This window comes from Caldimonas thermodepolymerans (assembly GCF_015476235.1).
GTDB lineage: Bacteria > Pseudomonadota > Gammaproteobacteria > Burkholderiales > Burkholderiaceae_C > Caldimonas > Caldimonas thermodepolymerans.
This window is the reverse complement of the sequence record NZ_CP064338.1, coordinates 3,728,712-3,752,198: the sequence shown is the minus strand read 5'-3', so window position 1 is coordinate 3,752,198 and position 23,487 is coordinate 3,728,712. Positions and strand designations below refer to the sequence as shown.

The following is a 23,487-nucleotide window of genomic DNA, read 5'->3' as shown; positions in this document are numbered from 1 at the left end:
GGGCCGGCGCCACACTGTGGCGCATCGACCCCGGTCCACGGGGCGTGAGAGAGGAGACACGCATGCCCGCATGCACACGCCGTGCGCTGCTGGCGGCCACCCTGGGCGCGACCGCGTCGTCGCTGCTCTGGCCGGGGGCCGCCTACGCCCAGAAGTATCCGGAACGGCCGGTGAAGCTGACGGTGGGGTTCCCGCCGGGCAGCGGCCCGGACGTGGTGGCCCGCCTGATCGGGCAGAAGCTCGCCGAGCTGCTCGGCCAGTCGGTGGTGGTGGACAACCGCGCCGGCGCGGGTGGCCAGATCGCGACGCAGTCGGTGGCCAAGAGTCCGCCGGACGGCTACAGCCTGCTGCTGGCCGAGGTCGGCTCGATCAGCATCGCGCCGCCCGCGTTCTCCAAGCTGCCCTACGACCCGCTGCGCGAGCTGCAGGTGCTGACCGAGGTGGTGCGCTCGGACTTCCTGCTGGTGGTGCCGGCGAACTCGCCGCACCGCACGCTGGCCGAGTTCATGAACGCCCACAAGGGCAGCAAGGAGCGGGTCAACTTCGGCACCTTCGGCGCCGGCACGCCCGGGCACTTCGGGGCCGAGCTGCTGGGCGCGGCGGGCAATTTCCCGGTCGAGGCGGTGCACTACCGCAACACCGGCGACGCGGTGTCGGCCATCGCCAAGGGCGAGGTCGCGGCGGCCTTCGTCTCGACCGCGCTGGGCGCGGCCCAGGTCAAGGGCGGCACGATGCGCGCCCTGGCCAGCACCGCCGCGGCCCGGGTGCCGCAGCTGCCGGACGTGCCGACCTTCACCGAGGCCGGCATCCAGGGCATCGACGTGTCGGCATGGTTCGCCTTCTTCGTGCCGACCGGCACGCCGCAGCCGATCGCCGAGCTGCTCGCGCGCCAGCTGGTCGCCGCGGTGCAGTCGCCGGACGTCAAGCAGAAGCTGATCGAGGCCGGCTTCAGCGTCACCGGCACCTCGACCGAGGAGGCCCGCCGCATGGTGGCCGCCGAGGCCCCGCGCTGGGCCGAGATCGTGCGGCGCACCGGCTTCAAGGGCGACTGAGCCTCGCTGCGATGCAAGACGCCCCTGTCCCGCAGGCGGGGCAGGGGCGCATGCGTGCACAGGCGATCCGGCGCGCATCCTGCGCCGGCACGCCTTACTTGGCGGTGGGCATCACGAACTCGGCGCCCTTCGGGGTGCTCTCGGGCCAGCGCTGCATCACCGACTTCTGGCGGGTGTAGAAGCGCACGCCTTCCTCGCCGTAGGCGTGCATGTCGCCGAACAGCGAGCGCTTCCAGCCGCCGAAGCCGTGCCAGGCCATCGGCACCGGGATCGGCACGTTGATGCCCACCATGCCGACCTCGATGCGGCGGGCGAACTCGCGTGCGACGTTGCCGTCACGGGTGAAGCAGGCCACGCCGTTGCCGTACTCGTGCGCGTTGACCAGCTCGACCGCCTCGGCGAAGTCCTTCACGCGCACGCAGGCCAGCACCGGGCCGAAGATCTCCTCGCGGTAGATGCGCATCTCGGGCGTGACGTGGTCGAACAGCGTGCCGCCCAGCCAGAAGCCGTTCTCGTGGCCGGGCACGCGGTAGCCGCGGCCGTCGACCAGCAGCGTCGCGCCGCTCCTGACGCCGTCCTCGATGTAGCCGCAGATGCGGTCCAGCGCCTGCTTCGTGACGATCGGGCCCATCTCGGCGTCGAGCTCCATGCCGTTGCTGATCTTCAGCGCCCTGGCGCGCTCGGCGAGCCGGGGCACGATTCGGTCGGCCACGTCGCCGACCAGCACCGCCACCGAGATCGCCATGCAGCGCTCGCCGGCCGAGCCGTAGGCCGCGCCGACCAGGGCGTCGACCGCCTGGTCCAGGTCGGCGTCGGGCATCACGACCATGTGGTTCTTCGCGCCGCCCAGCGCCTGCACGCGCTTGCCGAAGTGGGCACCGCGCTCGTAGATGTACTGCGCGATCGGGGTCGAGCCGACGAAGCTGACGGCCTTGACGTCCGGGTGCTCCAGCAGCGCGTCGACCGCGACCTTGTCGCCCTGCACGACGTTGAACACGCCGTCAGGCAGGCCGGCCTGCTTGAGCAGCTCGGCCATGAACAGCGAGGGGCTCGGGTCGCGCTCGCTGGGCTTGAGCACGAAGGTGTTGCCGCAGGCCAGCGCCACCGGGAACATCCAGCACGGCACCATGCAGGGAAAGTTGAACGGCGTGATGCCGGCCACCACGCCGAGCGGCTGGCGCATGGTCCAGTTGTCGATGCCGGTGGAGACCTGGTCGGTGTAGTCGCCCTTGAGCAGCTGCGGGATGCCGCAGGCGAACTCGACGATCTCGATGCCGCGGGTGACCTCGCCCTGCGCGTCGGTGAACACCTTGCCGTGCTCGGCAGTGATCATCGCGGCCAGCGTGTCGCGGTGGGTGTTCAGCAGCTCGAGGAACTTGTTCAGCACGCGCGCGCGGCGGATCGGCGGGGTGTTCGACCATCCGGGCAGCGCGGCCTTGGCGGCGGCGACGGCGGCCTGCACGTCCTCGACCGAGCCCAGCAGCACCTGGCGCGCCACCGCGCCGGTGGCGGGGTTGTAGACGTCCTGGCTGCGCCCGCCGGTGCCGGCGGTGGCCTGTCCTGCGATCCAGTGCTGCACGGTGGCGGAAAACTTCGGTTCGGGTGCACCCATGGCGGTCTCCTTGGTCCTCGGGTTCGGTAGGCAACGCCGTCCAGTCTAGGCCGCCCCCGGCCCTGCTCCAAGCCCGCAATGCTGACTTCATTGTTTGGATTGATGAACAATGAGGCCAGTCTTCGGGAGACAACCATGCAGGATGCCCGCATCCAGGCCCTGTGGGCGCACGTGCACGCGCTGGGCGTGCTGGCGCGCCAGGGCAGCTACACCGCCGCCGCGCAGCGCCTGGGCATTTCCAAGGCAGCGATGAGCCAGCGCATCGCCGAGCTGGAGCGCGCCGCGGGCGTGCCGCTGGTGCTGCGCACGACGCGCTCGGTGCGGCTGACCGAGGCGGGCCAGCAGCTGGTCGACGCCACGCGCGAGGCCTACGAGCAGATCGAGCGCAGCTTCGCCGGGGTCAAGGACATGGCCGGCGCGCCGCGCGGCCTGGTGCGCGTGACCGCACCGGTGGCGCTGGGGCGGCAGCAGATCGTGCCGCGGCTGGGCGAGTTCCTGCGCCGCCATCCCGAGGTGCGCGTCGAGCTGGACCTGGCCGACCGCCTGGTGCCGCTGGCGCAGGAGGGCTTCGACCTGGCGATCCGCCACACCGCGGCCGCGCCCGAGACGCACGTGGCCTGGGTGCTGTGCGAGACCCGCTCGTGGCTGGTGGCCAGCCGCGCCTACCTGCGCCGGCGCGGCGCGCCGCAGACGCCCGAGGCGCTGGCCGAGCACGAATGCCTGACCTACCTGCGCCCGGGCGAGGCGCCGAGCTGGTCGTTCGTCGCCGAGGGCGCGCGGCGCGGCGAGGCCCGGCGCGTGACGGTGCCGGTGCGCGGGCCGTTTTCGGCCAACAACAGCGAGGTGCTGCGCGAGGCGGTGCTCGACGGGCTGGGGCTGGCGGTGCTGCCGGACTTCTCGGCCCAGTCGGCGTTGCGGGCCGGGCGGCTGCAGGCGGTGCTGCCCGGCTGGCGGCCGGTGGGCGCGTTCGGCGAGCGCATCTACGCGATCCGGCCCTACAGCCCGGTGGTGCCGCGCGCGGTGCAGGCGCTGGTGGCCTACCTGCGCGAGGTGCTGGCGGCAGGGTTTGCGCCCTGAGGCGGGCCGGGGAGCGGAAGGCGGGCGCGCGGGCCGTCCGGCCCGGGGCAGGGAGGCGGCCACCGCCGCCGCAGGGGCGGCCGTGGCCTCGACGCGGGCGCGCGGGACGCGCCCGGTAAGGAAGGAACGTCAGGCGGCCTGCTGGCTGCGCTTGAGCAGGTCCAGGGCCACGTCGACGATCATGTCTTCCTGGCCGCCGACCATGCGGCGCTTGCCCAGTTCGACCAGGATGTCGACGGTCTTGAGGCCGTACTTCTTCGCGGCCACTTCCGAGTGGCGCAGGAAGCTCGAGTACACGCCGGCATAGCCCAGCGCCAGGGTCTCGCGGTCCACGCGCACCGGACGGTCCTGCAGCGGGCGCACGATGTCGTCGGCCGCGTCCATCAGCTTGTACAGGTCGCAGCCGTGGTTCCAGCCCATGCGCTCGGCCGCGGCGATGAACACCTCCAGCGGCGCGTTGCCCGCACCGGCGCCCATGCCCGCCAGGCTGGCGTCGACGCGGTCGCAGCCTTCCTCCACCGCGACGATGGAGTTGGCCACGCCCAGGCTCAGGTTGTGGTGCGCGTGGATGCCGGTCTGGGTCTCGGGCTTGAGCACGTCCTTGAACGCGCGGAAGCGGTCGCGCACGTCGTTCATGTTCAGCGCGCCGCCGGAGTCGACCACGTACACGCAGGTCGCGCCGTAGCTTTCCATCAGCTTGGCCTGCTGGGCCAGCGCCTGCGGCGTGGTCATGTGGCTCATCATCAGGAAGCCGACGGCCTCCATGCCGAGCTCGCGGGCGTACTCGATGTGCTGCTTCGAGATGTCGGCCTCGGTGCAGTGCGTGGCCACGCGCACGACGCGCGCGCCGGCCTCGTAGGCCGCCTTCAGGTCGTGCACGGTGCCGATGCCGGGCAGCAGCAGCGTGGCGATCTTGGCGTGCTTGACGACGCTGGCCACCGCCTCGATCCATTCCAGGTCGGTGTGCGCGCCGAAGCCGTAGTTGAAGCTCGAGCCCTGCAGGCCGTCGCCGTGCGCGACCTCGATGGAGTCCACGCGGGCTTCGTCCAGGGCCTGGGCGATCTGCTTGGCCTGCTCGACGCTGTACTGGTGGCGGATGGCGTGGCTGCCGTCGCGCAGCGTCACGTCCGAGATGTAGATTTTCTTGGCCGGGGAGAAGGTCATCACGGGGCTCCTGGGGATCACGCCGCCACGGCGTCTTGCAGCATCTTGGCGGCCATGCGCTCGGCCGTGGCCAGCGCCGCGCTGGTCATGATGTCGAGGTTGCCGGCATAGGCGGGCAGGTAGTGCGCCGCGCCTTCGACTTCCAGGAAGATGGAGGTCTTCAGGCCGGACATGCGGTCGCCCACGCCGGGGATGCGCACGCCCTCGACGCGGTCGAACTGCACTGCCTGCTTCATGCGGTAGCCGGGCACATAGGCCTGCACGGCCGCGACCATCTTCTCGACCGACTCGGCAATCGCCTCCTCGGAGGCCAGGTCGCTGAGCGTGTAGACCGTGTCGCGCATGATCAGCGGCGGCTCGGCCGGGTTCAGGATGATGATGGCCTTGCCCTTGGTGGCGCCGCCCACCACCTCGATCGCGCGCGAGGTGGTCTCGGTGAACTCGTCGATGTTGGCGCGCGTGCCCGGGCCGGCGCTCTTGCTGGAGATCGAGGCGACGATCTCGGCGTAGTGCACCTTGGCCACGCGCGAGACGGCCGCGACCATCGGGATGGTGGCCTGGCCGCCGCAGGTGACCATGTTGACGTTGCCGGCGTCCAGGTGCTGCTCGCCGTTGACCACCGGGATGCAGTACGGGCCGATGGCCGCCGGGGTCAGGTCGATCATGCGGATGCCCGGCTTCTTGCTGCGCAGGAAGGCGTCGTTCTTGACGTGCGCACCCGCGGAGGTGGCGTCGAACACGATGTCGATGTCGCCGAACACCGGCAGGCGCGTCAGGCCCTCGACGCTTTCATGCGTGGTCGCCACGCCCAGGCGCGCGGCGCGCGCCAGGCCGTCGGAGTTGGGGTCGATGCCCACCATGGCGGCGCACTCGATGTGCTTGCCGTGGCGCAGGATCTTGATCATCAGATCCGTGCCGATGTTGCCGCTGCCGACGATGGCAGCCTTGAGTTTGCGGGTCATGAAGCAGATTTCCAGTTATTGATCGGCAAAGCTGGCGCTGACCGAGCCCAGCCCTTCGATGTCGGCCCGGTAGGTGGTCCCGGGCGTGACCTTGACCATCGGGCCCAGCGCGCCCGACAGCACCAGCTGGCCGGCACGCAGCGGCGTGCCCTTCTGCGCCAGCGTGCGCGCCAGCCACACCACCGCGTTGAGCGGGTGGCCCAGGCAGGCGCTGCCCGCGCCGCGCGAGGCTTCCTCGTCGCCGGCGGTCAGGCGCATCTTGCACTCGCGCAGGTTCAGGCCGGTCAGGCTCACCGGCGTGCCGCCGATGACGTAGGCCGCCGAGGAGGCGTTGTCGGCCACCGTGTCGACGAAGCGGATGTTCCAGTCGGCGATGCGGCTGTCGACGATCTCCAGCGCCGGCAGCACGAACTCGACGGCGCGCATCACGTCCACCAGCGTGGGCTGTTCCGTGGTGATGTCCCGGCCGAGCACGAAGGCCACTTCCGCCTCGATCTTGGGCTGCAGCAGGCCCTGCATCGGGATCGGCAGCCCTTCGTGACGCTCCATGTCCTCGAACAGCAGACCGAAGTCCGGCTGGTCCACGCCCAGCTGCTTCTGCACGGCGGGCGAGGTCAGGCCGATCTTGGCGCCGACCACGCGCGCGCCGGCGGCCTGCTGGCGCTCGTGGTTGATGCGCTGGATGGCGTAGGCGTCGTCCGCGTCGAGGGCGGGGAACTGTTCGCGCAGCGGCGCGACGGGCTGGCCGCTCTGGGCGGCCTGGCGCAGCAGGCTGGCGGCCTGCTCGCGTTGCTCGGGGGTCAACATCAAGGTCTCCGGAAATCACAGGCCCCCGAAGGGGCCGCGGTCACGGACGCTCAGAAGCTCAGCGTTGCGGCCAGCGTCCTCGCGTCACTCAATTGCTCGAGGTTCAGCACCTGCTGGTACAGGCGCTCGGCCTGCGCGGCCTGCATGCCGGCGGCCTGGGTGCATTCCTGGAACTTTTTCTGGAACTCGGCGGCCGACATCGGGTTGCTCGGGTCGCCCTTGGCCACGCGCACGAGCTTCTCGACGCGGCGGCCGTCACGCAGCTGCATCACCACGCGCGCGGCGCCGGGGCCACCGCCCGGGCGGCCCAGCGTCGGGTCGAGGTGGGTGGTGGTGCGGGCCGTGATGGCCAGCAGGTCGGCGCGCTTGAGCGCCTCGGGCGTGAAGTGTTCCAGCTTCACGTCGCCGTCCAGCAGCGCGGCGGCGACCACCCACGGGTTGCTGAACTGCGCGTCCACCACCGAGCCGGGGCGCTGCTTGCGCTCCAGCGGGGCGTTCAGCAGGCCGTACTCGCCCGGGCCGCAGTGGATCTCGATGCGCTCGACATCCTGCGCGCGCAGCTTGTACTCGGCCCTGAGCGCCAGCGCCGCATCGACCGCGACGTGGCCGCCGCGGCACGAGGGATAGGGCTTGAACGCGATGTCCGGGCTGGCGAACTTCTCGCCCAGGCCATTGAGCAGCAGCTCGCGCGAGTAGTTGCCGCCATGGTACTGCTTGTACAGGCCCTTGGGACCTTCCAGCACGCGCTTGGCGCCGACCACGCCGCGCTGCACCAGGCGCGCGGAGATGATGCCGCCGTAGCTGGCGAAGCCGGGGCCCAGGCGCTTGGAGTGCGCGCCGTCCAGGTTGCCCTGCGAGTTGCCGGCGATCTGGTGCAGCGCCAGGCCCGCGGCGGAGTTGATCTGTTCGGCCGGCAGGCCCAGCAGGCGCGCGGCGACCATCGCCGAGCCGATGAAGCCGTACATCGGCGTCGGGTCCCAGCCGACGACGAAGCCGTCGGCCCCGGGCGAGCCCGCACGAGACATGCGGCACACGATGTCGGTGCCCACCGCGGTGGCGGCGATCAGTTCCTTGCCGCTGACGCCACCGACCAGTTCGGCCACGGCCAGCACCGCCGGCACGGTGACGACCGCGGCGTGCATGAACGAGGGTTCGTAGGTGTCGTCGAACTCGAGCGCATGTCCCATCGAGGCGTTGATGCGCGCGGCGGCCTCGGCCGGCACGCGCAGCGTGCTGCCCCAGACCTGGCTTTCGGCGCGGCCGCCGCTTTCCTGCGTCCACTCGCGCAGGATCTTCATGGCGGGGTCGTGGCGCGCGGCCACCGCGATGGCCAGCGTGTCGAGGATCTGGTTCTTGGCCGCGGCGACGACGGGCGCGGGCAGGTGCTCGAACTTCACGTTGGCGCAGAAGTCCGACAGGTCGGCCATGCCGTCACGCACGATGGCCGCGGCCGCTGCCGCGGAGGCCGCAGGCGCGGGAGCAGGAGCGGCCGCACCGGCTTGCGCGCGCACCCAGCCCGGGCCGAGGGCGAAGCTGCCAGCCATGCAGGCGCCGAGGCGGGTGAATTGTCTCCGGTCGAGTTTCATGGGGGAACTCCTGTTGTCTTTGCTGTGTGACGTGCGGTGTGCCGATGGGCCCGCAGACTATGGACAGCCCGGCAAGGCAGGACAAGACAAGGCGCCTCATTTCTGCTATTCGCGCAGCACATAGCAGGCATGTGTGCACGCGCGTTGTGGCGGGGGCGGCACTCACCCAGAATGGCCGGCCCCAAGACCAAAGGAGATGTGCATGCTCAAAAGAAGAAAGATGCTCGCGGCCGTGGCGCTGGCGATGGCGGGCGGCCCGGCGCTGGCCGCCGGCCCGGCAGCCGTGCGCGAGTTCGAGGTGGCGGATTTTCGCTCCTACCTGCCGGCCGAGCACCCGGTGCGCCGCGGCCTGCAGGCCTTCGCGGACCGCGTGGCCCGGCTCAGCGGCGGGCGGCTGCGCGCGAAGGTGCGCACCGACACGATCCCCGGCGGGCCGGGCCAGCAGATGGCCGCGCTGCGCAGTGGTGGCGAGGGCGTGCCCGACCTGATGCTGGTGTCGGTCACGGGGCTGGCGCCGCTGGAGCCGGCCTTCGGCGTGCTGGATTTCCCGTTCACGCTCAAGGATGAAGCCCAGGCGCACGCGCTGCTGGACGGCCGCTTCGGCACCGCGCTGCTGAACCGCCTGCCCGAGCACGGCCTGGTCGGCACCGCCTGGTGGGAAAGCGGCATGCGCCAGATGACCTCGTCGAAGGCGCCGCTGGACAGCGCCGCGGCCTTCCAGGGCCTGAAGTTCCGCGTGATTCCCGAGCCGTTCTTCTCGGACGTCTACGGCGCGCTGGGCGCGACGCCGGTGCCGATGCTGTTCAAGCCGGTCTACGAGGCGCTCAAGACCGGCCGCGCCGACGCCCAGGACAACACCGAGGCGCAGATCATCGCCGGCAAGTTCCATGAAGTGCAGCAGTGGCTGACCCTCACCAACCACGCCTATGCCGCGATCGTGCTGGTGGCGCGTGCACCGTTCTGGCAGTCGCTGAGCGCCGACGACCAGGACCTGCTGCGCCAGGCCGCGCAGCACGCGGGCCAGCTGCAGCGCCGCTGGGTGCACGAGGACACGCTGCGCGTGCGCGCGAAGCTGCAGGAGCTGGGCATGAAGGTCGCCGAACTGCCCGAGGCCGAGCGCCAGAAGCTCGAGGCGCTGACCCGCCCGGTGCGCGAGCGCTACGCAGCGAAGTTCGACGCGCGCCTGATGGCGCTGTACGAGCAGGAGCTCAACGCCATCCAGCAGAAGGCCCGCTGAAAGCGCAAGGCCCGAACGACGAAGAGCCGGTCCGCGCAAGCGGCCGGCTCTTCTGCTTTTGGGGAACACCCGGCGGCGGGGCCGCCGGGCTGCGGGGCGATCAGAAGCGGAAGTTCACGCCCACCGAGAACGTCGTGACGTCGCCACCGGCGCGCACCCGGGGAGCGCTCGGGCTCGGACGGATCTGCGAGTTGTCGTCCTGGGTCAGGTAGCTGATGCCGGCGAACACCGCGAACGTCGGGTCGATGTAGTGGCGGTAGTACAGCGCCGCGCTGCGTGCATCGGCGTCGTCCAGCGGGCTGAAGTACTGGCCGATGGTGTACAGCAGGTGGTCGACCTCGGTCAGTCGGGTCACGCCGCTCAGGATCAGCGCCTTCTCGGCCTTGGAGATGGCGACGTCGCCGTTGGCGTCCACCGCCTGGTTGGTCTTGTCCTTGTAGCTGAAGGTCAGGCCCAGGTCGGTGCCCTTGATCACCTTGGTGAACACGCCGATCGAGTGCTCCAGCACGTCGGTGGTCTTGACGGCGCCGCCGCGGCGGTTGTTGCCCAGGTGGTGGATCGCGTAGCCGAACGCCCAGTCACCCGTCTCGTAGCGCAGGTAGGCGTTGGTCATGCTGCTGGCACCCGCCACCGATTCCGACGGCGAATGCGAGGCCTGGAGCGAGAACCCGCCGAACTTGGGCGACAGGTAGTGGATGGTGTTGTCGGTGCGCGAGATCGGGTTGATCATGAAGCCGACCGAACCCGCGGGGACGTTGGGGTCGAGCGCGCGCGACGGCGTGCCGGGCGTGCCGGAGCCCTGGATCAGCAGCGCGCCTTGCGTGCCGTAGGGGCCCAGCTGCGCCGGATCGAAGTCCAGCGAGTACAGGTAGCTCGGGCCCTGCACGCGACCCATGCGCACTTCACCGAAGCTGCCGGCCAGCGAGACGTAGGCCTGGCGGCTGTAGACACGGTCGGCGGAGCCACCGGTCGAGCCCAGGCGGCCGCTGTCGGTGTTGAAGCCGCTTTCCAGGCGGACCCCGGCCTTCATGCCGTTGGCCAGTTCCTTCGTGAACAGGAAGCCCAGACGGCTGCTGCCCAGGCCACCGGCGTCCACCACCGAGCGGGTGTGCGTGCCGCCGTCGCCGTCGGCGCGGTAGTGCTGCATCATGATGTCGGCCACACCATAGATGCGCATCTCGACCCCGCTGCCCAGTTGGAACTGGGCGGAAGCCAGGGCGGGCGCCGCGCAGGCCGCAGCAATGGCCAGGATCTTGAAACTCTTGAACTTCAAATCGGTCTCCGTGTCGTATTTGTCTGAGCTGCGGTCCGTGCGAACCGGCTCACGGTCCCGATCGGTGCGTGCCGATCGTGTGGGTCGCTCGTAGGCGCAACTGCGACGGGGCACGTCGCAGTTGCAGCGTGAGTGTGTGGACTGCCTTGAGGTGCAGCAAGGCGAGAAGGGCGATTTCTAGTATTCGGGCCCCGCATATCTCGCAGCGTGTCACGCGGCGCCGCGATCACGCGTGACCGGTCGCACGATGCCTCGTGGCGTGCACGCATCGCGATGCCGCTGCCAATGGGCAAAAGGAAACCGCGCCCCGGGCCAACGGGCCAGGCCCGAAGCCGCAAGGCGCGGTGGTCGTGCGTGGCGCCCCCTCGGGGGCGCGCGTGGTCAGGCGGCCGAGGCGCGGCTGCGCGACGCCGTGCGCGGACGCGAGGCCGTGTCCGGCGCGGGGGGCGTGTCGCCCAGCAAGGGGTTGCGCGCCAGGTGCAGGAGGCTGGCGGCCAGCATGCGGTGGAAGTCATCCACCGATTCGCCCGAGGACCCGGCGATCGCGTTGCCGTCCTGCAGCGCCAGCGTGAAGCGGCTCAGGCGGTTGGGCAGCTCGGGATCCTTTTCCAGCGTCTCGGGCGGCAGCGTGCGTTGCCACCAGGAGGTCAGTTCCTCGCGCTGCAGCTCGCGGATCTTCAGGAAGCGCTTGCGCGCGGCCTGCTCGGGCACCGACTTCTCGACGCTGAGGATCACGCCCAGGCGCCAGAAGTCGGCGGCGAAGTAGGGGCGCGAGGCCGGGCTGCAGAAGACGCGGTAGACATGCTGCTCGAAGGTCTCGCCGGGCAGCGGCTGCTGGTACTGGCCGATCTGGCTGTGCCAGCGCTCGTAGCTGTCCTCGATCAGCGCCACCAGCAGCTGGTCCTTGTTCTCGTAGTGCCAGTACACGCTGCCCACGGGCAGGCCGGCCTTGGCCGCCACCTTGGCGACCGTCGTGCCGTTGTAGCCGTACTTGGACACCACTTCGAACGCAGCAGCGAGGATGCGTTCACGCACGGCGGGACTGGTCCGGTGCTCTCCGGCGCGGCGGGGGGCATTCCTGGTGACGGTCACGAACTACCTCGCATCTGCGGAAACGGAAGGGGGAATGAACGATCGGGGCCGGCACCGCGGGTGGCGGCGCGGCCCAGATTATGGTGCATCAGGAACGCGCCTGGCCCGGCACGCCCGCGGGTGGCGGCGCCTCGGCAGGGGCGGCTTCGCCGGTCACCACCGCCAGCGTGCGGTTCGCGTTGTCGCGGCTGTAGACGTAGGTGATGCAGCTGACCAGGCACAGGCCGCCGAAGAATAGCGCCACCCAGCGCGGGTCCTGGCCGCCGCTGGCCGCCAGCAGGCTGGTCGCCACCAGCGGCGCCAGGCCGGCACCGAGCGTGGAGGCGAGCTGGAAGGTCAGCGCGACGCCGCTGTAGCGGATGTCGGCGGCGAACTTCTCGCTGATCCAGGTGTTGTAGGTGCCGCCCATCATCGCCTGCACCAGCGGCAGGGCCAGCAGCAGCGCCAGCACCAGCGTGAAGAAGCCGCCGTGCTCCACGAGCAGGAAGATCGGCCAGATCAGCAGCATGCCGAGCACGGCGCCGGAGATCATCAGCGGGCGGCGGCCCAGGCGGTCGGACATCGCGCCGAACAGCGGGGTCGTGAAGATGTGGACGAAGTTGGCGATCGTCATCGCGATCAGCGCGTTGGGCCGCGCGTGACCGGCGGAGACCGCGTAATTGAGCAGGAAGGCCGCGGCGAAGGTGGCGAAGCCCAGCGGGGCCAGGCCGCCGATGAAGCCGGACAGCACTTCCTTCCAGGCGTGGCGGAACACCTTCACCACCGGCAGCACCTCGCTGGCGCTGCGCGGCTTGGCGGCACGCGCCTTGCGCGCCGCTTCGTATTCGGGGGATTCGCTGACCTGGCTGCGCACGACCAGGCCGATGACGACCAGCAGCGCGCTGAGCAGGAACGGGATGCGCCAGCCCCAGCTCAGGAAGGCCTCGGTGGGCAGCATCGAGAACGGCGTCATCACCAGCGTGCCGAGCACGGCGCCGCTGGGGCCGCCGGAAGCCACCACGCTGACCGCGAAGCCGCGGCCCTTGGGCTTGGCGTGCTCCATCGACATGAGCGTCGCGCCGCCCCATTCGCCGCCGATCGCGAAGCCCTGCACCAGGCGCAGCACCACCAGCGCGATCGGCGCGGCGAGGCCCCACTGGTCGTAGCCGGGCAGCAGGCCGATGAGCACGCTCGAGATGCCCATCATCAGCATGGTGATCACCAGCACCGCACGCCGACCGATGATGTCGCCGAAGTGCCCGAACACGATGGCGCCGGCCGGCCGCGCGAAGTAGCCCACGGCAAACGTCGCGAATGCCGACAGCGTCGCCAGCAGCGGGTCCATCGAGACGAAGAAGATCTTCGGGAACACCAGCGCCGAGGCAACACCGTAGAGCAGGAAGTCGTAGTACTCGAGCGTGGTGCCCAGGTAGCTGGCAATGATGGCGCGGCGACGCGACTTCGCGTCGTCGGCGTTGCGGGTGGTGGAGTCAGTCATGGGGAGGGACGCTTGGAAACGTGAAAGCCACGCTGATCGCGTGGCCGTTACGGGAAAGCGGATTGTCAGTGATCAGCGTGGCGCGACCAAGCGTCAGCGAGAGGAGGAAGCCTCTTCTTCCGACTTGAAGATCGTGCCCAGGAGCTTCAGGTCTTCAAGCTTGCCCACCGGGGTCTTGAAGCGCAGCATGGGGATGTAGTACTTGATGTACGCGAAGCACAGGATGATGTTCATGTACACGCACCACACCGACATGTAGAAGCTGAACAGGCGCTCATAGCGGTAGTTCAGCGCGATGGAGTTGTAGAACACCACCAGGCCGATGGGCAGGCCGATCAGCAGGGCCAGCGGGACGAAGCGGTTGAACACCAGGCACACGCCCACGATGACCTCGAACACCTTCACGTAGTTCATCAGGCCGGTCTCGAGCATCGACACCAGCATGACGTTGGACAGGTGCAGCGTGCCCAGCGGCTGCGGGAAGATGTGCGAGAAGCCGAACCAGGGCAGCACGGTGTTGAGGCCGCCGACGATCATCCAGCCGCCCAGGAAGGTGCGGAAGAAGGTGATCAGCAGCGTGCCGGCGAACCATCCGTCGACTTTGATGTACTCGGAGTTGTTGGCAGTGGTTGTCGTCATTTTTCAGGCAATCTTGTATGTGGATCGGTCGGGACCGGGATCGGGCGTGATGCCGATCACTTCAGGCCGGTGAATTGCGATTCCTTCGAGGCCGGGCAGTTCGGCGTGTCCAGCGGGACGGACTTGACGCGATGGCGCTCGATGATCCGGCCGCCACGGGTCTTGAAGAAATCGACGACCTCGGTGGCCGGCTCGCCGCGGGCGGGCTCGATGCAGTGCCAGATCACGACGTTGAGGCCTTCGGCGACGACGCGATGGACCACGCGCTTGAGCGGCTCGCCGTTCTGGCGGTCCAGCGCGTCGGGCGCATGGTCGACGGTGCGCTTCTCCATGTACAGCTCGACGGCTTCGGCACCCTTGCCTTCGTCATAGGCCTTGGTGATGAAACCGTTGACGATCTGGCGCGGCAGCTTGCCGACGCCAGGACCCTTGTCTCCTTCCCACCGGGGGTTGGTGGCCATGTGATGCCAGATCAGGCCCGTGAACACGATGCCTGCGACAACGGCGAGGGCGTTGAATGTGGTTTTTTTGATTTGCATAAGGGTTAACCCTAATCTTTTGCTATGATTCGTTCTTAACGCGTGGTGCGTGCGGTCGGATCGCTGGTGCGGGCCCCGTTCAGGGCACGTGCGAGCCGGTTCGGGTGCCGCAGTTCTCCATGCTGTCTCCTAGGTCGTCGAACTCGAAGTGACGACGCACCCCGCCAGCGCAAGGCTTGCGGGTCTACCTTCTTTCCTCGCCTTGGTGGGCGGTCGTCTCCTCTTCCTCGCCAGACTCCAGTTCTAGATTCTGGAATCTAAGCTCATAAATTCTCTTTGACCCTGTTGAGTTGGCGCAACGTAGCTGTGCACCATGACTGCTATGGCGGATGCGCATAGCTTGCATGCTTGAAATTGCATTGTTCTAGAGCGCGTGTTCAGCTAAAAACTCGGGGCCGACCACGGTCGTCGGCCCGCAGACAGCGGCAAACACCCGTACCGGCGGGCCGAGCGGCCTGCATTTGCAAGCAACCCCTGAGCGCCCCAAGCGCGACTCTGAGAAGGAAGAGACATGTCCACCCTGACCGAGCAGAACACCAGCAAGCGCATCCGTACCAAGAACTGGGACATCCACTATCACGAAGCTGGTGAAGGGCATCCGCTGGTGCTGGTGCACGGCGGCGGCCCCGGCGCCTCCGGTTGGAGCAACTACCACCCCAACTTCGAAACGCTGGCCAAGAAGTACCGTGTGTTCGCGATCGACCTGCCGGGCTGGGGCAAGTCGCAGTCCGTCACGTACGACAAGCGCAACAACAGCGGCGTGCTGGCCGAGTTCCTGGACGAGCTGGGCATCAAGCGCGCGGCCGTCGTCGGCAACTCGATGGGCGGCTCCTCGTGCATCCGCCTGGCCTACGAGCGTCCCGACCTGGTCTCGCACCTGATCACGATGGGCTCGTCCTGCGGCGTGCCTTCCTTCCTGGAGCCGCTGGGCCTGAGCGAAGGCGTCAAGGCGCTGGAAGCCGCCTACTTCGAGCCCGGCCCCGAGACGATGCGCCGCTTCATCTCGGTGATGGCCTATGACCAGAGCATCGTCACCGACGAGTTCGTGAAGGAGCGCGTGGCTGCCCTGCTGGCCCGCCCGGACCACATCGAAGGCTGGAAGAGCGGCCACGGCAAGCCGATGGTGCCGATCGACCAGACCAAGCTGCCGACCATCAAGTGCCCGACCCTGCTGATGCACGGCCGCGACGACCGCACGGTGCCGTTCACCGCCGCCGCGCACCTGGCCCGCGCCATCCCGAACTCGCGCATGCTGGTCATCAGCAAGTGCGGCCACTGGGTGCAGCTGGAGCACTCCGACGAGTTCAACCGCAGCGTCGACGCCTTCATCCAGGGCAACCCCAACCCCTGAGGAGGGGCATCATGATCCAGTCCCTTGCGTATTTCGGCGTCAAGTCGCCGGCCTACAAGGAGTGGGAGACCTTCGGCCCCGAAGTGCTGGGCGCCGAGTTCGTGGGCAACGGCCCGGACGGCGCGGTGCGCCTGCGCATCGACGACGTGGCCTACCGCCTGGTCATCCACCCGGGCACGCATGACGGCGTGGCCTACATCGGCTGGTCGATGAAGGACGAGGCGGCGGCGCGGGCGCTGGCCGACCGCGTCGCGGCGACCGGCATCCAGATCGAGCGTGCCACGGCCGAGCAGGCCGCGGAGCGCTCGGTGGAAGGCTTCTACGCCTTCCGCGACCCGGTCGGCTTCCGCCACGAGCTGGCCTGGGGCCTGATGCACGCGACCGCGCCGTTCCGGCCGGGCCGCGCGCTGACCGGCTTCCGCACCGGCGACCAGGGCCTGGGCCACGTGGTGCTGGGCGTACCGGAGCTGGAAGCGGCGCGCCGCTTCTACATGGACGTGATGGGCTTCCACCAGTCCGACACGGTGCAGGAGGGCCCGATCAAGGCCCACTTCTTCCATGTCAACGGCCGCCACCACTCGCTGGCCATCGCGCAGCCGCCGATCAAGAAGCCGGCCTTCCTGCACCTGATGCTGGAAGTCAACGCGCTGGACGACGTCGGCTTCGCCTACGACCTGTGCCACGAGCGCGGCGTGCCGATCACCCGCACGCTGGGCCGTCATGCCAACGACCATGTGGTGTCGTTCTACATGCACACCCCGTCGAACTTCCGCATCGAGTACGGCTGGGGCGGCATGACCGTGGACCAGGACCTGTGGGTGCCGCGCCACTACGACAGCGCGACCCTGTGGGGCCACGTGAACCAGCACCGCGAACTGTCGCCGTTCCTCTACGTGTACGACGACAACGACAACGGCGCCGCGGCCTGAGCCGGGCGACCGCCAGAAGGAGACACTACATGAGTTCCGTCCTCGAATTCATCAAGGCCAACGCCGAACGCATCAAGGCCGAGGTCGAACCCAGCGATAAGCTGGGCCGCGTCAGCGACGCCGCGGCCAAGATCCTGCTGGAAAGCGGCGTGGTGCGCATGCTGCAGCCCAAGCAGTACGGCGGCTTCGAATCCGATCCCTGCGACTTCCTGAAGGTCGTGATGGAAACCACCGCGCTGGCGCCGTCGATCGGCTGGGTGGCCGGCGTGGTGGGCATCCACCCGTTCGAGTTCGGCCAGGGCGACCCGCGCATGCAGGAAGAGGTGTGGGGCAAGGACCACGACACCTGGACCTCGTCGCCGTACGCCTTCTTCGGCCGCGCCAAGCGCGTCGAAGGTGGCTACATCCTGAACGGCCGCTGGCCGTTCTCGTCGGGCAGCGACCACTGCACCTGGGCGGTGCTGGGCGTGCTGGCCGAAGATGAAAACGGCCCGAAGGACGCCTTCACCCGCAAGTTCCACTTCATCCTGCCGCGCTCGGACTACGAGATCCTGCAGGATTCGTGGCAGGTGATGGGCCTGCAGGGCACGGGCTCGAAGGACATCCTGGTCAAGGACGCCTTCGTGCCGGACTACCGCACCATCGACGTCGACAAGCTCAACAACCAGGAGTACGCGTCGGCCAACCGCCCGGGCATCCCGCTGTACCAGGTGCCGTTCGACCTGATCTTCCCGGGGGCGATCGCCGCCGCGACGGTGGGCATCGCCGACGGCCTGGTGCGCCACTTCGCCGACTATGCGGCGTCGCGCACCACGCGGGGCCTGAAGTCCACCAACAACCCGTACCAGATGGCGGCCCTGGGCGCCGCGATCGCCGACATCGAAGCCTCCAAGGAGGCGGTGCTGGCCGGCGTGCGCGAGGCCTTCGAGATCGCCAAGCGCGGCGAGAAGGTGGACATCTCGGTGCAGCGCCGTGCCCGCGTGCGCCAGGTGCGCGCGGTGCGCCGTGCGGCCGAGATCGGCTTCCAGGTGTTCCGCCACGCCGGCGGCAACGCCAGTCGCCTGTCCAGCCCGATCCAGCGCCAGTGGCGTGACCTGTCGGTGGCCCTGGGCCACGCCTGCAACCAGGACGACATGGTCTACGCGGCGTACGCCGGCACGCTGTACGACCTGCCGGTCGCGCCGGGCGTCATCATCTGACGGTCGCCGGACCACCAGAACCGAGAGGCGCCCATGGACAACGCAACCGCTCCTCGCGCGATCGATCCCAACCGCTTCCGTGAAGTGCTGGGGAGTTATCCCACCGGCGTGGCCGTCGTGACCGCGATGGATGCGCAAGGGGCGCCGATCGGCATGGTGGTCGGCACCTTCACCTCGGTGTCGCTGGAACCGCCCCTGGTGGCGTTCCTGCCGATGAAGAGCTCGCGCACTTTCGACCTGATGCGCAAGTCGCCGAGCTTCTGCATCAACGTGCTGGCGGCCGACCAGGAGCCGATCTGCCGCAAGCTGGCCGCGCCGGGGGAGAACAAGTTCGCTTCCATCCCCTGGCATGCCAGCCCGGCCGGCAACCCCGTCATCGACGGGGTGGTCTCCTGGATCGACTGCACCTATGACAACATCATCGAAGCCGGCGACCACTACATCGTGCTGGGCGCCGTGCTCGACATGAACCTCGAGCGCAACACCACGCCGCTGCTGTTCTTCCAGCGCGGCTACGGTGGCTTCTCGACCGGGCCGCTGGTGGCTGCCGCCGAGCGCGACACCCTGCAGGCCGTGGGCCTGGCCGAGGCGGCGCGCGAGGAGATCGAGACGCTGGCGGCCCGCCTGTCGGCCGAATGCGCGCTGCTGGCCTCCACCGGCCGCGACAGCGTCTACGTCGCGGTGGCCAACTATTCGCTGAACCGCCGCGGCTCGAGCCGCCTGGGCTTCCACGTGCCGATCGTGCCCCCGATGGGCGCGCTGTTCGTCGGCCAGCCCGGCTCGCCCGACGACGAGACCTGGCTGTCGCGCCTGGGCCGCTGCGACGAGTCGGTGCGCGAGGCTGCGCGCGAGCGCCTGGCGCGCGTGCGCGAGCGCGGCTGGTCGATCTGCCTGTGCAACGGGCACGAGAAGGCCGACCTGGAAGAAGGCATCGAGCTCTACACCAACCCGCACCGCACGCCGGAGCAGGAGCGCCGCCTGCTGGCGCTGGTGCAGGCCACCTCGGCGCTGCACGAGCCGGCCGAGATCCTGGACGACCAGCGCTACGACGTGCTGCACATCTCCGCCCCCGTCCACGACGCCGACGGCCAGGTGGCCCTGGTGGTGCGCCTGAGCGAGCTGCCGCGCGGCATGGACGGCCGCCTGATCCGCGACTGCGCCAAGCGCCTGCAGGAAACCGCGGCGGCCATCGGCCGGCGCATCACCCCGTTGAGGCGCAAGGCGGCAGGCGGATAATCCCCGCCATGGACATCGCGCAGTTACGCAATTTCGTGGCCGTCGCGGAGGCGGGCAGCTACATCCGGGCCGCCGACCTGCTCGACGTGCCCCAGCCCACGCTCAGCCGCCAGATCCGGGCGCTGGAGGTCGAGCTGCGGGCCAGCCTGTTCCACCGCCACGGCCGGGGCGTGCTGCCCACCGAGGCCGGCAAGAAGTTCCTCGAGTACGCGCGCTCGGTGCTGCACACGGTGGACCAGGGCATCGCGGCGATCCGCGACACCGAGTCCATGCTCACCGGGCGGCTGGGCATCGGCCTGACGCCCAGCATGGGCCGGCTGATCGTGCCCACGCTGATGCCGCGCATGGTCGAGCGCTTCCCGCGTGCCCAGATCAGCGTGGTCGAGGGGCTGTCCGGCCTGCTGTACGAGCGCGTGCTGCTCGGGCAGCTGGACTTCGCGCTGGTGCTCAACCCGCTGCACTCCAGCAGCCTGCGCGTGGTGCCGCTGGTGGCCGACCCGCTGTGCCTGATCGGTCCCGAGCCGGTTGGCTCGGCCGAGTCGGAAGTCTCGCTGGAAGACGTCACGCGCCTGCCGCTGATCCTGCCGCACGGCAACCAGTGGGTGCGCCCGATGCTCGAGGCCGCGGCGACGCGCCTGGGGCTGAACCTGAACATCGTGCTCGAGATCGACTCCACGCCGGCGGTGATGGAGCTGGTCGCGCAGGGCATCGGCTACTCCATCATGCCCAACAGCCTGCGCAAGATCTCGCGCCTGCCGCCGATGGCCTGGCAGAAGATCTCCGGCACCAACCTGGACGTGGTGCTGTCGCTGATCTCGCCGGTGCGCGTGCTGCCGAGCGCGCTGGTCACCGAGGCGGCGCAGCTGGTGCGCGACACCCTCACCGAGGTGCTCGGGGCGGACTGACCGCACGGGGCGCGCACGGATTCCTTCTTTCCTTTGCAGGCGGCCCGGCCTTGCCGGGCCGTCGCGCATTCATGCGGCGCGTGCCTGCACCGGCAGGGGCAGGCTTTGGGCCTGCGAGGCGCCGAGCGCCTGGGGCGCCACCAGCGCGTACCAGTAGCGGTCGGGGCGGATCACCACGGCGACCGCGCCGCGCGCATCCAGCCACTGGGCGAGCTCGCCGGTGACGTCGCGCACCAGCGCCATGTCCTGTGGCAGCGTGCCGATGAAGTCCAGCTCCTGGCGCAGCACGCCGACCACGCGGCCCGGCGCCCCGGGCGGCAGCAGGCGCGCCGCTGCGGCGCGGAAGGCCGGCGAGTCCCAGCCCAGCACCGCGTAGTCGCCGCCCAGCACCGTGTCCATCAGCACGTGGCGGCCGTCGGGCAGCTCCACGCGCGGCTGCGTCAGCAGCTCGGCCTTCGGTGCCACCGGCGAGGGCTGGTACCAGCCGCGCTCCAGTACCGGCTTGGGCTTGAACTTGAGCTGCAGGATGTAGTCGCGCACCGGCGGCAGCAGGCAGGCCACGCGCAGCGCGGCCTGCGACACCGCGGCGCCGAACACCGACTTGGGCTGCATGAAGTGGCCGATGCGCAGCGCCATCCGGATCAGCGCCGAGGCGTGCGGGCGACGCTCGCTCTCGTAGGTGTCCAGGATGGATTCCGGGGCCTGGCCGCGTACCACGGCGGCCAGCTTCCACGACAGGTTGGTCGCGTCGCGGATGCCGCTGTTGAGGCCCTGGCCGGCAAAGGGCGGCGTCAGGTGGGCCGCGTCACCGGCGAGGAACACGCGGCCTTCGCGCCAGCGCTGCGCGACACGCGCGTGGAAGGTGTAGATCACCTTGCGCACCAGCGGCAGCTCGGTGTCCTGCGGCTCGCGGTTGGCGATCCAGGCGCGGAAGTTCTTCTCGTCGAGCACCTCCTCGTCGCGGTCGCCCGGGCGCAGCATGAACTCGTAGCGCAGCGTGCCGTGCGGGCCGGGCAGGCGGATCGCCGGGCGGCGCGGGTCGCAGAAGGTGCTGGTATGCCGCAGCGGCACCGTGCGCTGCGCCAGGTCGACGATCAGCCAGCGCTCGGGATAGGTCTCGCCTTCCAGCGGGATGCCCAGCATCTCGCGCACCGGGCTGCGGCCGCCGTCGCAGGCCACCATCCACGGCGCCTCGATGGTCAGCTCGCCGCCGTCGTGGCGCACCTGCGCGGTCACGCCGGTGGCCGACTGCTCGAACGACAGCAGCTCGTGGCGGAACAGCAGCGACACGTGCCCGAAGCGCCGCGTGCCCTGCGCCAGCGTGGCTTCCAGCAGCGGCTGGCGGAACGCATTGCGCTTCGGGTAGCCGTATTCCTGGCGCGTCGGCTGGATCGCGGCGAACGGGTTGCCGCGCCACGAGAAGTAGCGCACGCCGTAGCCCATCACGACGTCCTTGACGACGTCGTCGACCAGGCCCGCGGCCTGCATGGTGCGCAGGCTCTCGTCGTCGATCGACACCGCGCGCGGCTCGTGCACGGTCGCGTCGTGGCGCTCGATGATGACGGTGCGCACGCCATAGGTGCCCAGCAGGTTGGCCAGCGTCAGGCCGACCGGGCCGGCGCCGACGATCAGCACGTCGGCGCGCAGCGTAGAAGAAGAGTTGCTCATGGACAGGATAGGGGAATTCAAGGGTGGGGCGCGTAGCGCGCCTCGATGTGGTGGGCCAGCGCGTCGAGTTGCTCGACCAGTTCATCGTCGCTGGTCGGCTCGGCCGCGCGCGACAGCACCACGCTCAGGCTGCCGATCACGCGCTCGTTGACGATCAGCGGCACGGCCCAGCCCATCGCGTCGGGGTCCACCTCGCGCGCGGTGCGCAGCACCGGCTGGCGACGCCACTGCGACAGGCGCTGCCTCACGGCCTCCAGCTCGGGCTCCAGCCCGGCGCGGCGGAACGCCGCCGGGTCATGCTCGATCAGCTCGCGCACGGAGGCGTCGTCCAGGTGCGCGAGGATGGCCTTGGAGGTCGCGCCCTGCAGCAGCGGCATCGCGCGGCCGCGCTCGTAGCTCACCGACGAGGGGCCCAGCCGCCCCGGGTGCTGGTGCACGCACATGACCTTCAGCCCGTGCAGCCGGCACAGCAGCACGGTGCCGCCGGTGCGCTCGGCCAGCGTGGCCATCGGCTCGCGCGCGGCGGCGATCAGCGGATCGTGCAGGCGGATCTGGCGGTCCAGCTCGACGATGGCCGGACCGGGCACGTAGTCGCCCCCGCCGGCGTCCTCGACCAGGCCCACCGCGGTCAGGTCGGACAGGCAGCGGTAGGCGGTGGCGAGCGAGACGTCCAGCAGCTCGGCGATGCGCGCGGCGCGCAGCTGCGGCCCGTGCGTCGTGAACAGCGACAGCACGGCCAGCGCACGGTGCGTGCGCGTCGTGGCCTTCGGCAGGGGAGACACGGCGGCGGGCTCAGCTGCGCATGATGGCCACGCCCCAGCGGTTCAGCGTCTGGGGGCGGTGCTTCCACAGGCCGACCGGGCGGTCGGGAGCGCAGACCTCGAGGTCGCACGAGATCTCGGCCAGGTTGCCGTCCGGGTCGGCGACCATGAAGAAGTTGTCGTTGCCCGGGCCGTGGCGGCCGACGCCCCAGGCCAGCATGATGTCGACCTCGGCCATGTGGTCGGCCCAGTCGCGCAACGTCTCCCAGTCGTCGGTCTCGCACGAGAAGTGGTCGAAGCGCACCACCGGCGCGCGGAAGATCGCCAGCGTGTGGTGCTCGTGGTCGGTGCGCAGGAAGGCCGCGCCCAGGCCGCCCTGGTCGTCGACCACGCGGTCCGACAGCGTGAAGCCCAGGCGCTCGACGTAGAAGTCGACCAGCCGCTGCGGGTCGGGCGTGCGCACCGCGTAGTGCTGCAGGCGCCCGGGCAGCACGCCTGCCGGCGTCGCCGCGGCCGTCGCGGGCTTGGGATTGAGGAAGCGCAGCTCGCGGCCTTCCGGGTCCTTCACGACGTGGCCACCGCATTCGAGCAGCTGGAATTCCACGCCCTGGGCGCCCAGGTGGTCGCGGTGCTGCGCGAGCAGCTCGGCGCGCGCCATGCGAAAGCTCGCGCTGACGAACTGGTTGGCCGGGCCTTCGTGCAGGCGCAGTTCGCGGCCCGGGGCGGTCAGGCGCACCACGGCGCCGGTCTGCTCGACCTGCATGCCGTAGCTGCGGCGGTAGAAGTCGGCCAGCGCGTTGACGTCGGGGGTGGAAAGCTCGAGGCGGGCGAGATGGGCGTCCAAAGGCATGTGGGTTCCAGCGGTTTGTTGCGTCCTAGTCCTTTTTCCATCATTGGTGTGCCGGCCTCGACGCGTCAAGG

The 23,487-nt window shown here is 69.8% G+C and carries 21 protein-coding genes; 8 read left to right on the top strand and 13 right to left on the bottom strand.

The window, feature by feature from the left end; genetic code table 11:
• Window positions 1–62 precede the first annotated feature (62 nt).
• Window positions 63–1,052: a Bug family tripartite tricarboxylate transporter substrate binding protein gene (locus IS481_RS17715; RefSeq protein ID WP_104358684.1), complete on the top strand. Its 990-nt coding sequence runs from the start codon at window positions 63–65 to the stop codon at window positions 1,050–1,052.
• 94 nt (window positions 1,053–1,146) lie between these two features.
• Here IS481_RS17715 and IS481_RS17710 read toward each other — a convergent pair whose 3' ends face one another.
• Window positions 1,147–2,664, bottom strand: a complete 1,518-nt coding sequence (locus tag IS481_RS17710) for a CoA-acylating methylmalonate-semialdehyde dehydrogenase (RefSeq protein ID WP_104358683.1) — start codon at window positions 2,662–2,664, stop codon at window positions 1,147–1,149.
• Between the two features lie 135 nt (window positions 2,665–2,799).
• On the opposite strand from IS481_RS17710, the gene IS481_RS17705 reads away from it, so the two are divergent.
• Window positions 2,800–3,741, top strand: a complete 942-nt coding sequence (locus tag IS481_RS17705) for a LysR family transcriptional regulator (protein ID WP_104358682.1) — start codon at window positions 2,800–2,802, stop codon at window positions 3,739–3,741.
• Window positions 3,742–3,870: 129 nt separating this feature from the next.
• On the opposite strand, the gene dmpG is transcribed toward IS481_RS17705, so the two are convergent.
• Genes dmpG through IS481_RS17685 form a run of 4 tightly spaced genes read right to left on the bottom strand, consistent with a single transcriptional unit; the run spans window position 3,871 to window position 8,260 of the window.
• Window positions 3,871–4,905, bottom strand: a complete 1,035-nt coding sequence (gene dmpG / locus IS481_RS17700; protein ID WP_104358681.1) for a 4-hydroxy-2-oxovalerate aldolase — start codon at window positions 4,903–4,905, stop codon at window positions 3,871–3,873.
• A gap of 17 nt (window positions 4,906–4,922) precedes the next feature.
• A complete protein-coding gene (locus IS481_RS17695; RefSeq protein ID WP_104358680.1) occupies window positions 4,923–5,867 on the bottom strand; it encodes an acetaldehyde dehydrogenase (acetylating) in 945 nt (314 codons plus the stop codon).
• A gap of 15 nt (window positions 5,868–5,882) precedes the next feature.
• Window positions 5,883–6,674: a 2-keto-4-pentenoate hydratase gene (gene mhpD, locus IS481_RS17690; RefSeq protein WP_194963315.1), complete on the bottom strand. Its 792-nt coding sequence runs from the start codon at window positions 6,672–6,674 to the stop codon at window positions 5,883–5,885.
• A 50-nt stretch (window positions 6,675–6,724) separates the two neighbouring features.
• A complete protein-coding gene (locus tag IS481_RS17685) occupies window positions 6,725–8,260 on the bottom strand; it encodes an MmgE/PrpD family protein (RefSeq protein WP_104358679.1) in 1,536 nt (511 codons plus the stop codon).
• 202 nt (window positions 8,261–8,462) lie between these two features.
• Here IS481_RS17685 and IS481_RS17680 point away from each other — a divergent pair, with 202 nt between their 5' ends.
• A complete protein-coding gene (locus IS481_RS17680) occupies window positions 8,463–9,497 on the top strand; it encodes a DctP family TRAP transporter solute-binding subunit (RefSeq protein WP_170067487.1) in 1,035 nt (344 codons plus the stop codon).
• Window positions 9,498–9,597: 100 nt separating this feature from the next.
• On the opposite strand, the gene IS481_RS17675 is transcribed toward IS481_RS17680, so the two are convergent.
• The 5 genes from IS481_RS17675 to IS481_RS17655 all read right to left on the bottom strand — a co-directional run bounded on the left by IS481_RS17675 (window position 9,598) and on the right by IS481_RS17655 (window position 14,439).
• On the bottom strand, window positions 9,598–10,770 hold the full coding sequence (locus tag IS481_RS17675) for a porin (RefSeq protein ID WP_165908747.1): 1,173 nt from the start codon (window positions 10,768–10,770) through the stop codon (window positions 9,598–9,600).
• A 381-nt stretch (window positions 10,771–11,151) separates the two neighbouring features.
• Window positions 11,152–11,805 carry a TetR/AcrR family transcriptional regulator gene (locus IS481_RS17670; RefSeq protein WP_232529365.1) on the bottom strand — a complete coding sequence of 218 codons (654 nt, stop codon included), beginning with the start codon at window positions 11,803–11,805 and terminating at the stop codon, window positions 11,152–11,154.
• A gap of 145 nt (window positions 11,806–11,950) precedes the next feature.
• Window positions 11,951–13,339, bottom strand: a complete 1,389-nt coding sequence (locus IS481_RS17665; RefSeq protein WP_104358676.1) for an MFS transporter — start codon at window positions 13,337–13,339, stop codon at window positions 11,951–11,953.
• A 93-nt stretch (window positions 13,340–13,432) separates the two neighbouring features.
• Complete coding sequence (locus IS481_RS17660; RefSeq protein ID WP_104358675.1) at window positions 13,433–13,978, bottom strand: DoxX family protein; 546 nt, start codon at window positions 13,976–13,978, stop codon at window positions 13,433–13,435.
• A gap of 56 nt (window positions 13,979–14,034) precedes the next feature.
• Window positions 14,035–14,439: a hypothetical protein gene (locus IS481_RS17655; protein ID WP_132766220.1), complete on the bottom strand. Its 405-nt coding sequence runs from the start codon at window positions 14,437–14,439 to the stop codon at window positions 14,035–14,037.
• A 589-nt stretch (window positions 14,440–15,028) separates the two neighbouring features.
• On the opposite strand from IS481_RS17655, the gene IS481_RS17650 reads away from it, so the two are divergent.
• From IS481_RS17650 to IS481_RS17630, 5 genes are read left to right on the top strand one after another with little or no spacing between them, the layout of a single operon-like run.
• Window positions 15,029–15,868 (top strand): alpha/beta fold hydrolase, encoded by an 840-nt coding sequence (locus IS481_RS17650; RefSeq protein WP_104358673.1) that lies wholly within the window; start codon window positions 15,029–15,031, stop codon window positions 15,866–15,868.
• Window positions 15,869–15,879: 11 nt separating this feature from the next.
• The gene (locus IS481_RS17645; RefSeq protein ID WP_104358672.1) at window positions 15,880–16,797 is read left to right on the top strand and encodes a VOC family protein; all 918 of its coding nucleotides are present in this window, start codon (window positions 15,880–15,882) and stop codon (window positions 16,795–16,797) included.
• A 29-nt stretch (window positions 16,798–16,826) separates the two neighbouring features.
• Complete coding sequence (locus IS481_RS17640; RefSeq protein WP_104358671.1) at window positions 16,827–17,996, top strand: acyl-CoA dehydrogenase family protein; 1,170 nt, start codon at window positions 16,827–16,829, stop codon at window positions 17,994–17,996.
• 33 nt (window positions 17,997–18,029) lie between these two features.
• The gene (locus IS481_RS17635) at window positions 18,030–19,232 is read left to right on the top strand and encodes a flavin reductase (RefSeq protein WP_104358670.1); all 1,203 of its coding nucleotides are present in this window, start codon (window positions 18,030–18,032) and stop codon (window positions 19,230–19,232) included.
• 8 nt (window positions 19,233–19,240) lie between these two features.
• On the top strand, window positions 19,241–20,137 hold the full coding sequence (locus tag IS481_RS17630) for a LysR family transcriptional regulator (RefSeq protein WP_104358669.1): 897 nt from the start codon (window positions 19,241–19,243) through the stop codon (window positions 20,135–20,137).
• 69 nt (window positions 20,138–20,206) lie between these two features.
• Here IS481_RS17630 and IS481_RS17625 read toward each other — a convergent pair whose 3' ends face one another.
• Genes IS481_RS17625 through IS481_RS17615 form a run of 3 tightly spaced genes read right to left on the bottom strand, consistent with a single transcriptional unit; the run spans window position 20,207 to window position 23,416 of the window.
• Window positions 20,207–21,805, bottom strand: coding sequence for a bifunctional 3-(3-hydroxy-phenyl)propionate/3-hydroxycinnamic acid hydroxylase (locus IS481_RS17625; protein WP_104358668.1), 1,599 nt, complete (start codon window positions 21,803–21,805; stop codon window positions 20,207–20,209).
• A gap of 17 nt (window positions 21,806–21,822) precedes the next feature.
• A complete protein-coding gene (locus IS481_RS17620) occupies window positions 21,823–22,587 on the bottom strand; it encodes an IclR family transcriptional regulator (protein ID WP_104358667.1) in 765 nt (254 codons plus the stop codon).
• 10 nt (window positions 22,588–22,597) lie between these two features.
• Window positions 22,598–23,416 carry a VOC family protein gene (locus IS481_RS17615; RefSeq protein ID WP_104358666.1) on the bottom strand — a complete coding sequence of 273 codons (819 nt, stop codon included), beginning with the start codon at window positions 23,414–23,416 and terminating at the stop codon, window positions 22,598–22,600.
• Between the last annotated feature and the right edge of the window lie 71 nt (window positions 23,417–23,487).

What these genes read in the sequence shown, in the direction of transcription:
- IS481_RS17715 (WP_104358684.1), top strand. Translation starts at nt 63, where the DNA reads ATGCCCGCATGCACACGCCGTGCGCTGCTGGCGGCCACCCTGGGCGCG.
- IS481_RS17710 (WP_104358683.1), bottom strand. Translation starts at nt 2,664, where the DNA reads ATGGGTGCACCCGAACCGAAGTTTTCCGCCACCGTGCAGCACTGGATC.
- IS481_RS17705 (WP_104358682.1), top strand. Translation starts at nt 2,800, where the DNA reads ATGCAGGATGCCCGCATCCAGGCCCTGTGGGCGCACGTGCACGCGCTG.
- dmpG (WP_104358681.1), bottom strand. Translation starts at nt 4,905, where the DNA reads ATGACCTTCTCCCCGGCCAAGAAAATCTACATCTCGGACGTGACGCTG.
- IS481_RS17695 (WP_104358680.1), bottom strand. Translation starts at nt 5,867, where the DNA reads ATGACCCGCAAACTCAAGGCTGCCATCGTCGGCAGCGGCAACATCGGC.
- mhpD (WP_194963315.1), bottom strand. Translation starts at nt 6,674, where the DNA reads ATGTTGACCCCCGAGCAACGCGAGCAGGCCGCCAGCCTGCTGCGCCAG.
- IS481_RS17685 (WP_104358679.1), bottom strand. Translation starts at nt 8,260, where the DNA reads ATGAAACTCGACCGGAGACAATTCACCCGCCTCGGCGCCTGCATGGCT.
- IS481_RS17680 (WP_170067487.1), top strand. Translation starts at nt 8,463, where the DNA reads ATGCTCAAAAGAAGAAAGATGCTCGCGGCCGTGGCGCTGGCGATGGCG.
- IS481_RS17665 (WP_104358676.1), bottom strand. Translation starts at nt 13,339, where the DNA reads ATGACTGACTCCACCACCCGCAACGCCGACGACGCGAAGTCGCGTCGC.
- IS481_RS17660 (WP_104358675.1), bottom strand. Translation starts at nt 13,978, where the DNA reads ATGACGACAACCACTGCCAACAACTCCGAGTACATCAAAGTCGACGGA.
- IS481_RS17655 (WP_132766220.1), bottom strand. Translation starts at nt 14,439, where the DNA reads ATGGCCACCAACCCCCGGTGGGAAGGAGACAAGGGTCCTGGCGTCGGC.
- IS481_RS17650 (WP_104358673.1), top strand. Translation starts at nt 15,029, where the DNA reads ATGTCCACCCTGACCGAGCAGAACACCAGCAAGCGCATCCGTACCAAG.
- IS481_RS17645 (WP_104358672.1), top strand. Translation starts at nt 15,880, where the DNA reads ATGATCCAGTCCCTTGCGTATTTCGGCGTCAAGTCGCCGGCCTACAAG.
- IS481_RS17640 (WP_104358671.1), top strand. Translation starts at nt 16,827, where the DNA reads ATGAGTTCCGTCCTCGAATTCATCAAGGCCAACGCCGAACGCATCAAG.
- IS481_RS17635 (WP_104358670.1), top strand. Translation starts at nt 18,030, where the DNA reads ATGGACAACGCAACCGCTCCTCGCGCGATCGATCCCAACCGCTTCCGT.
- IS481_RS17630 (WP_104358669.1), top strand. Translation starts at nt 19,241, where the DNA reads ATGGACATCGCGCAGTTACGCAATTTCGTGGCCGTCGCGGAGGCGGGC.
- IS481_RS17625 (WP_104358668.1), bottom strand. Translation starts at nt 21,805, where the DNA reads ATGAGCAACTCTTCTTCTACGCTGCGCGCCGACGTGCTGATCGTCGGC.
- IS481_RS17615 (WP_104358666.1), bottom strand. Translation starts at nt 23,416, where the DNA reads ATGCCTTTGGACGCCCATCTCGCCCGCCTCGAGCTTTCCACCCCCGAC.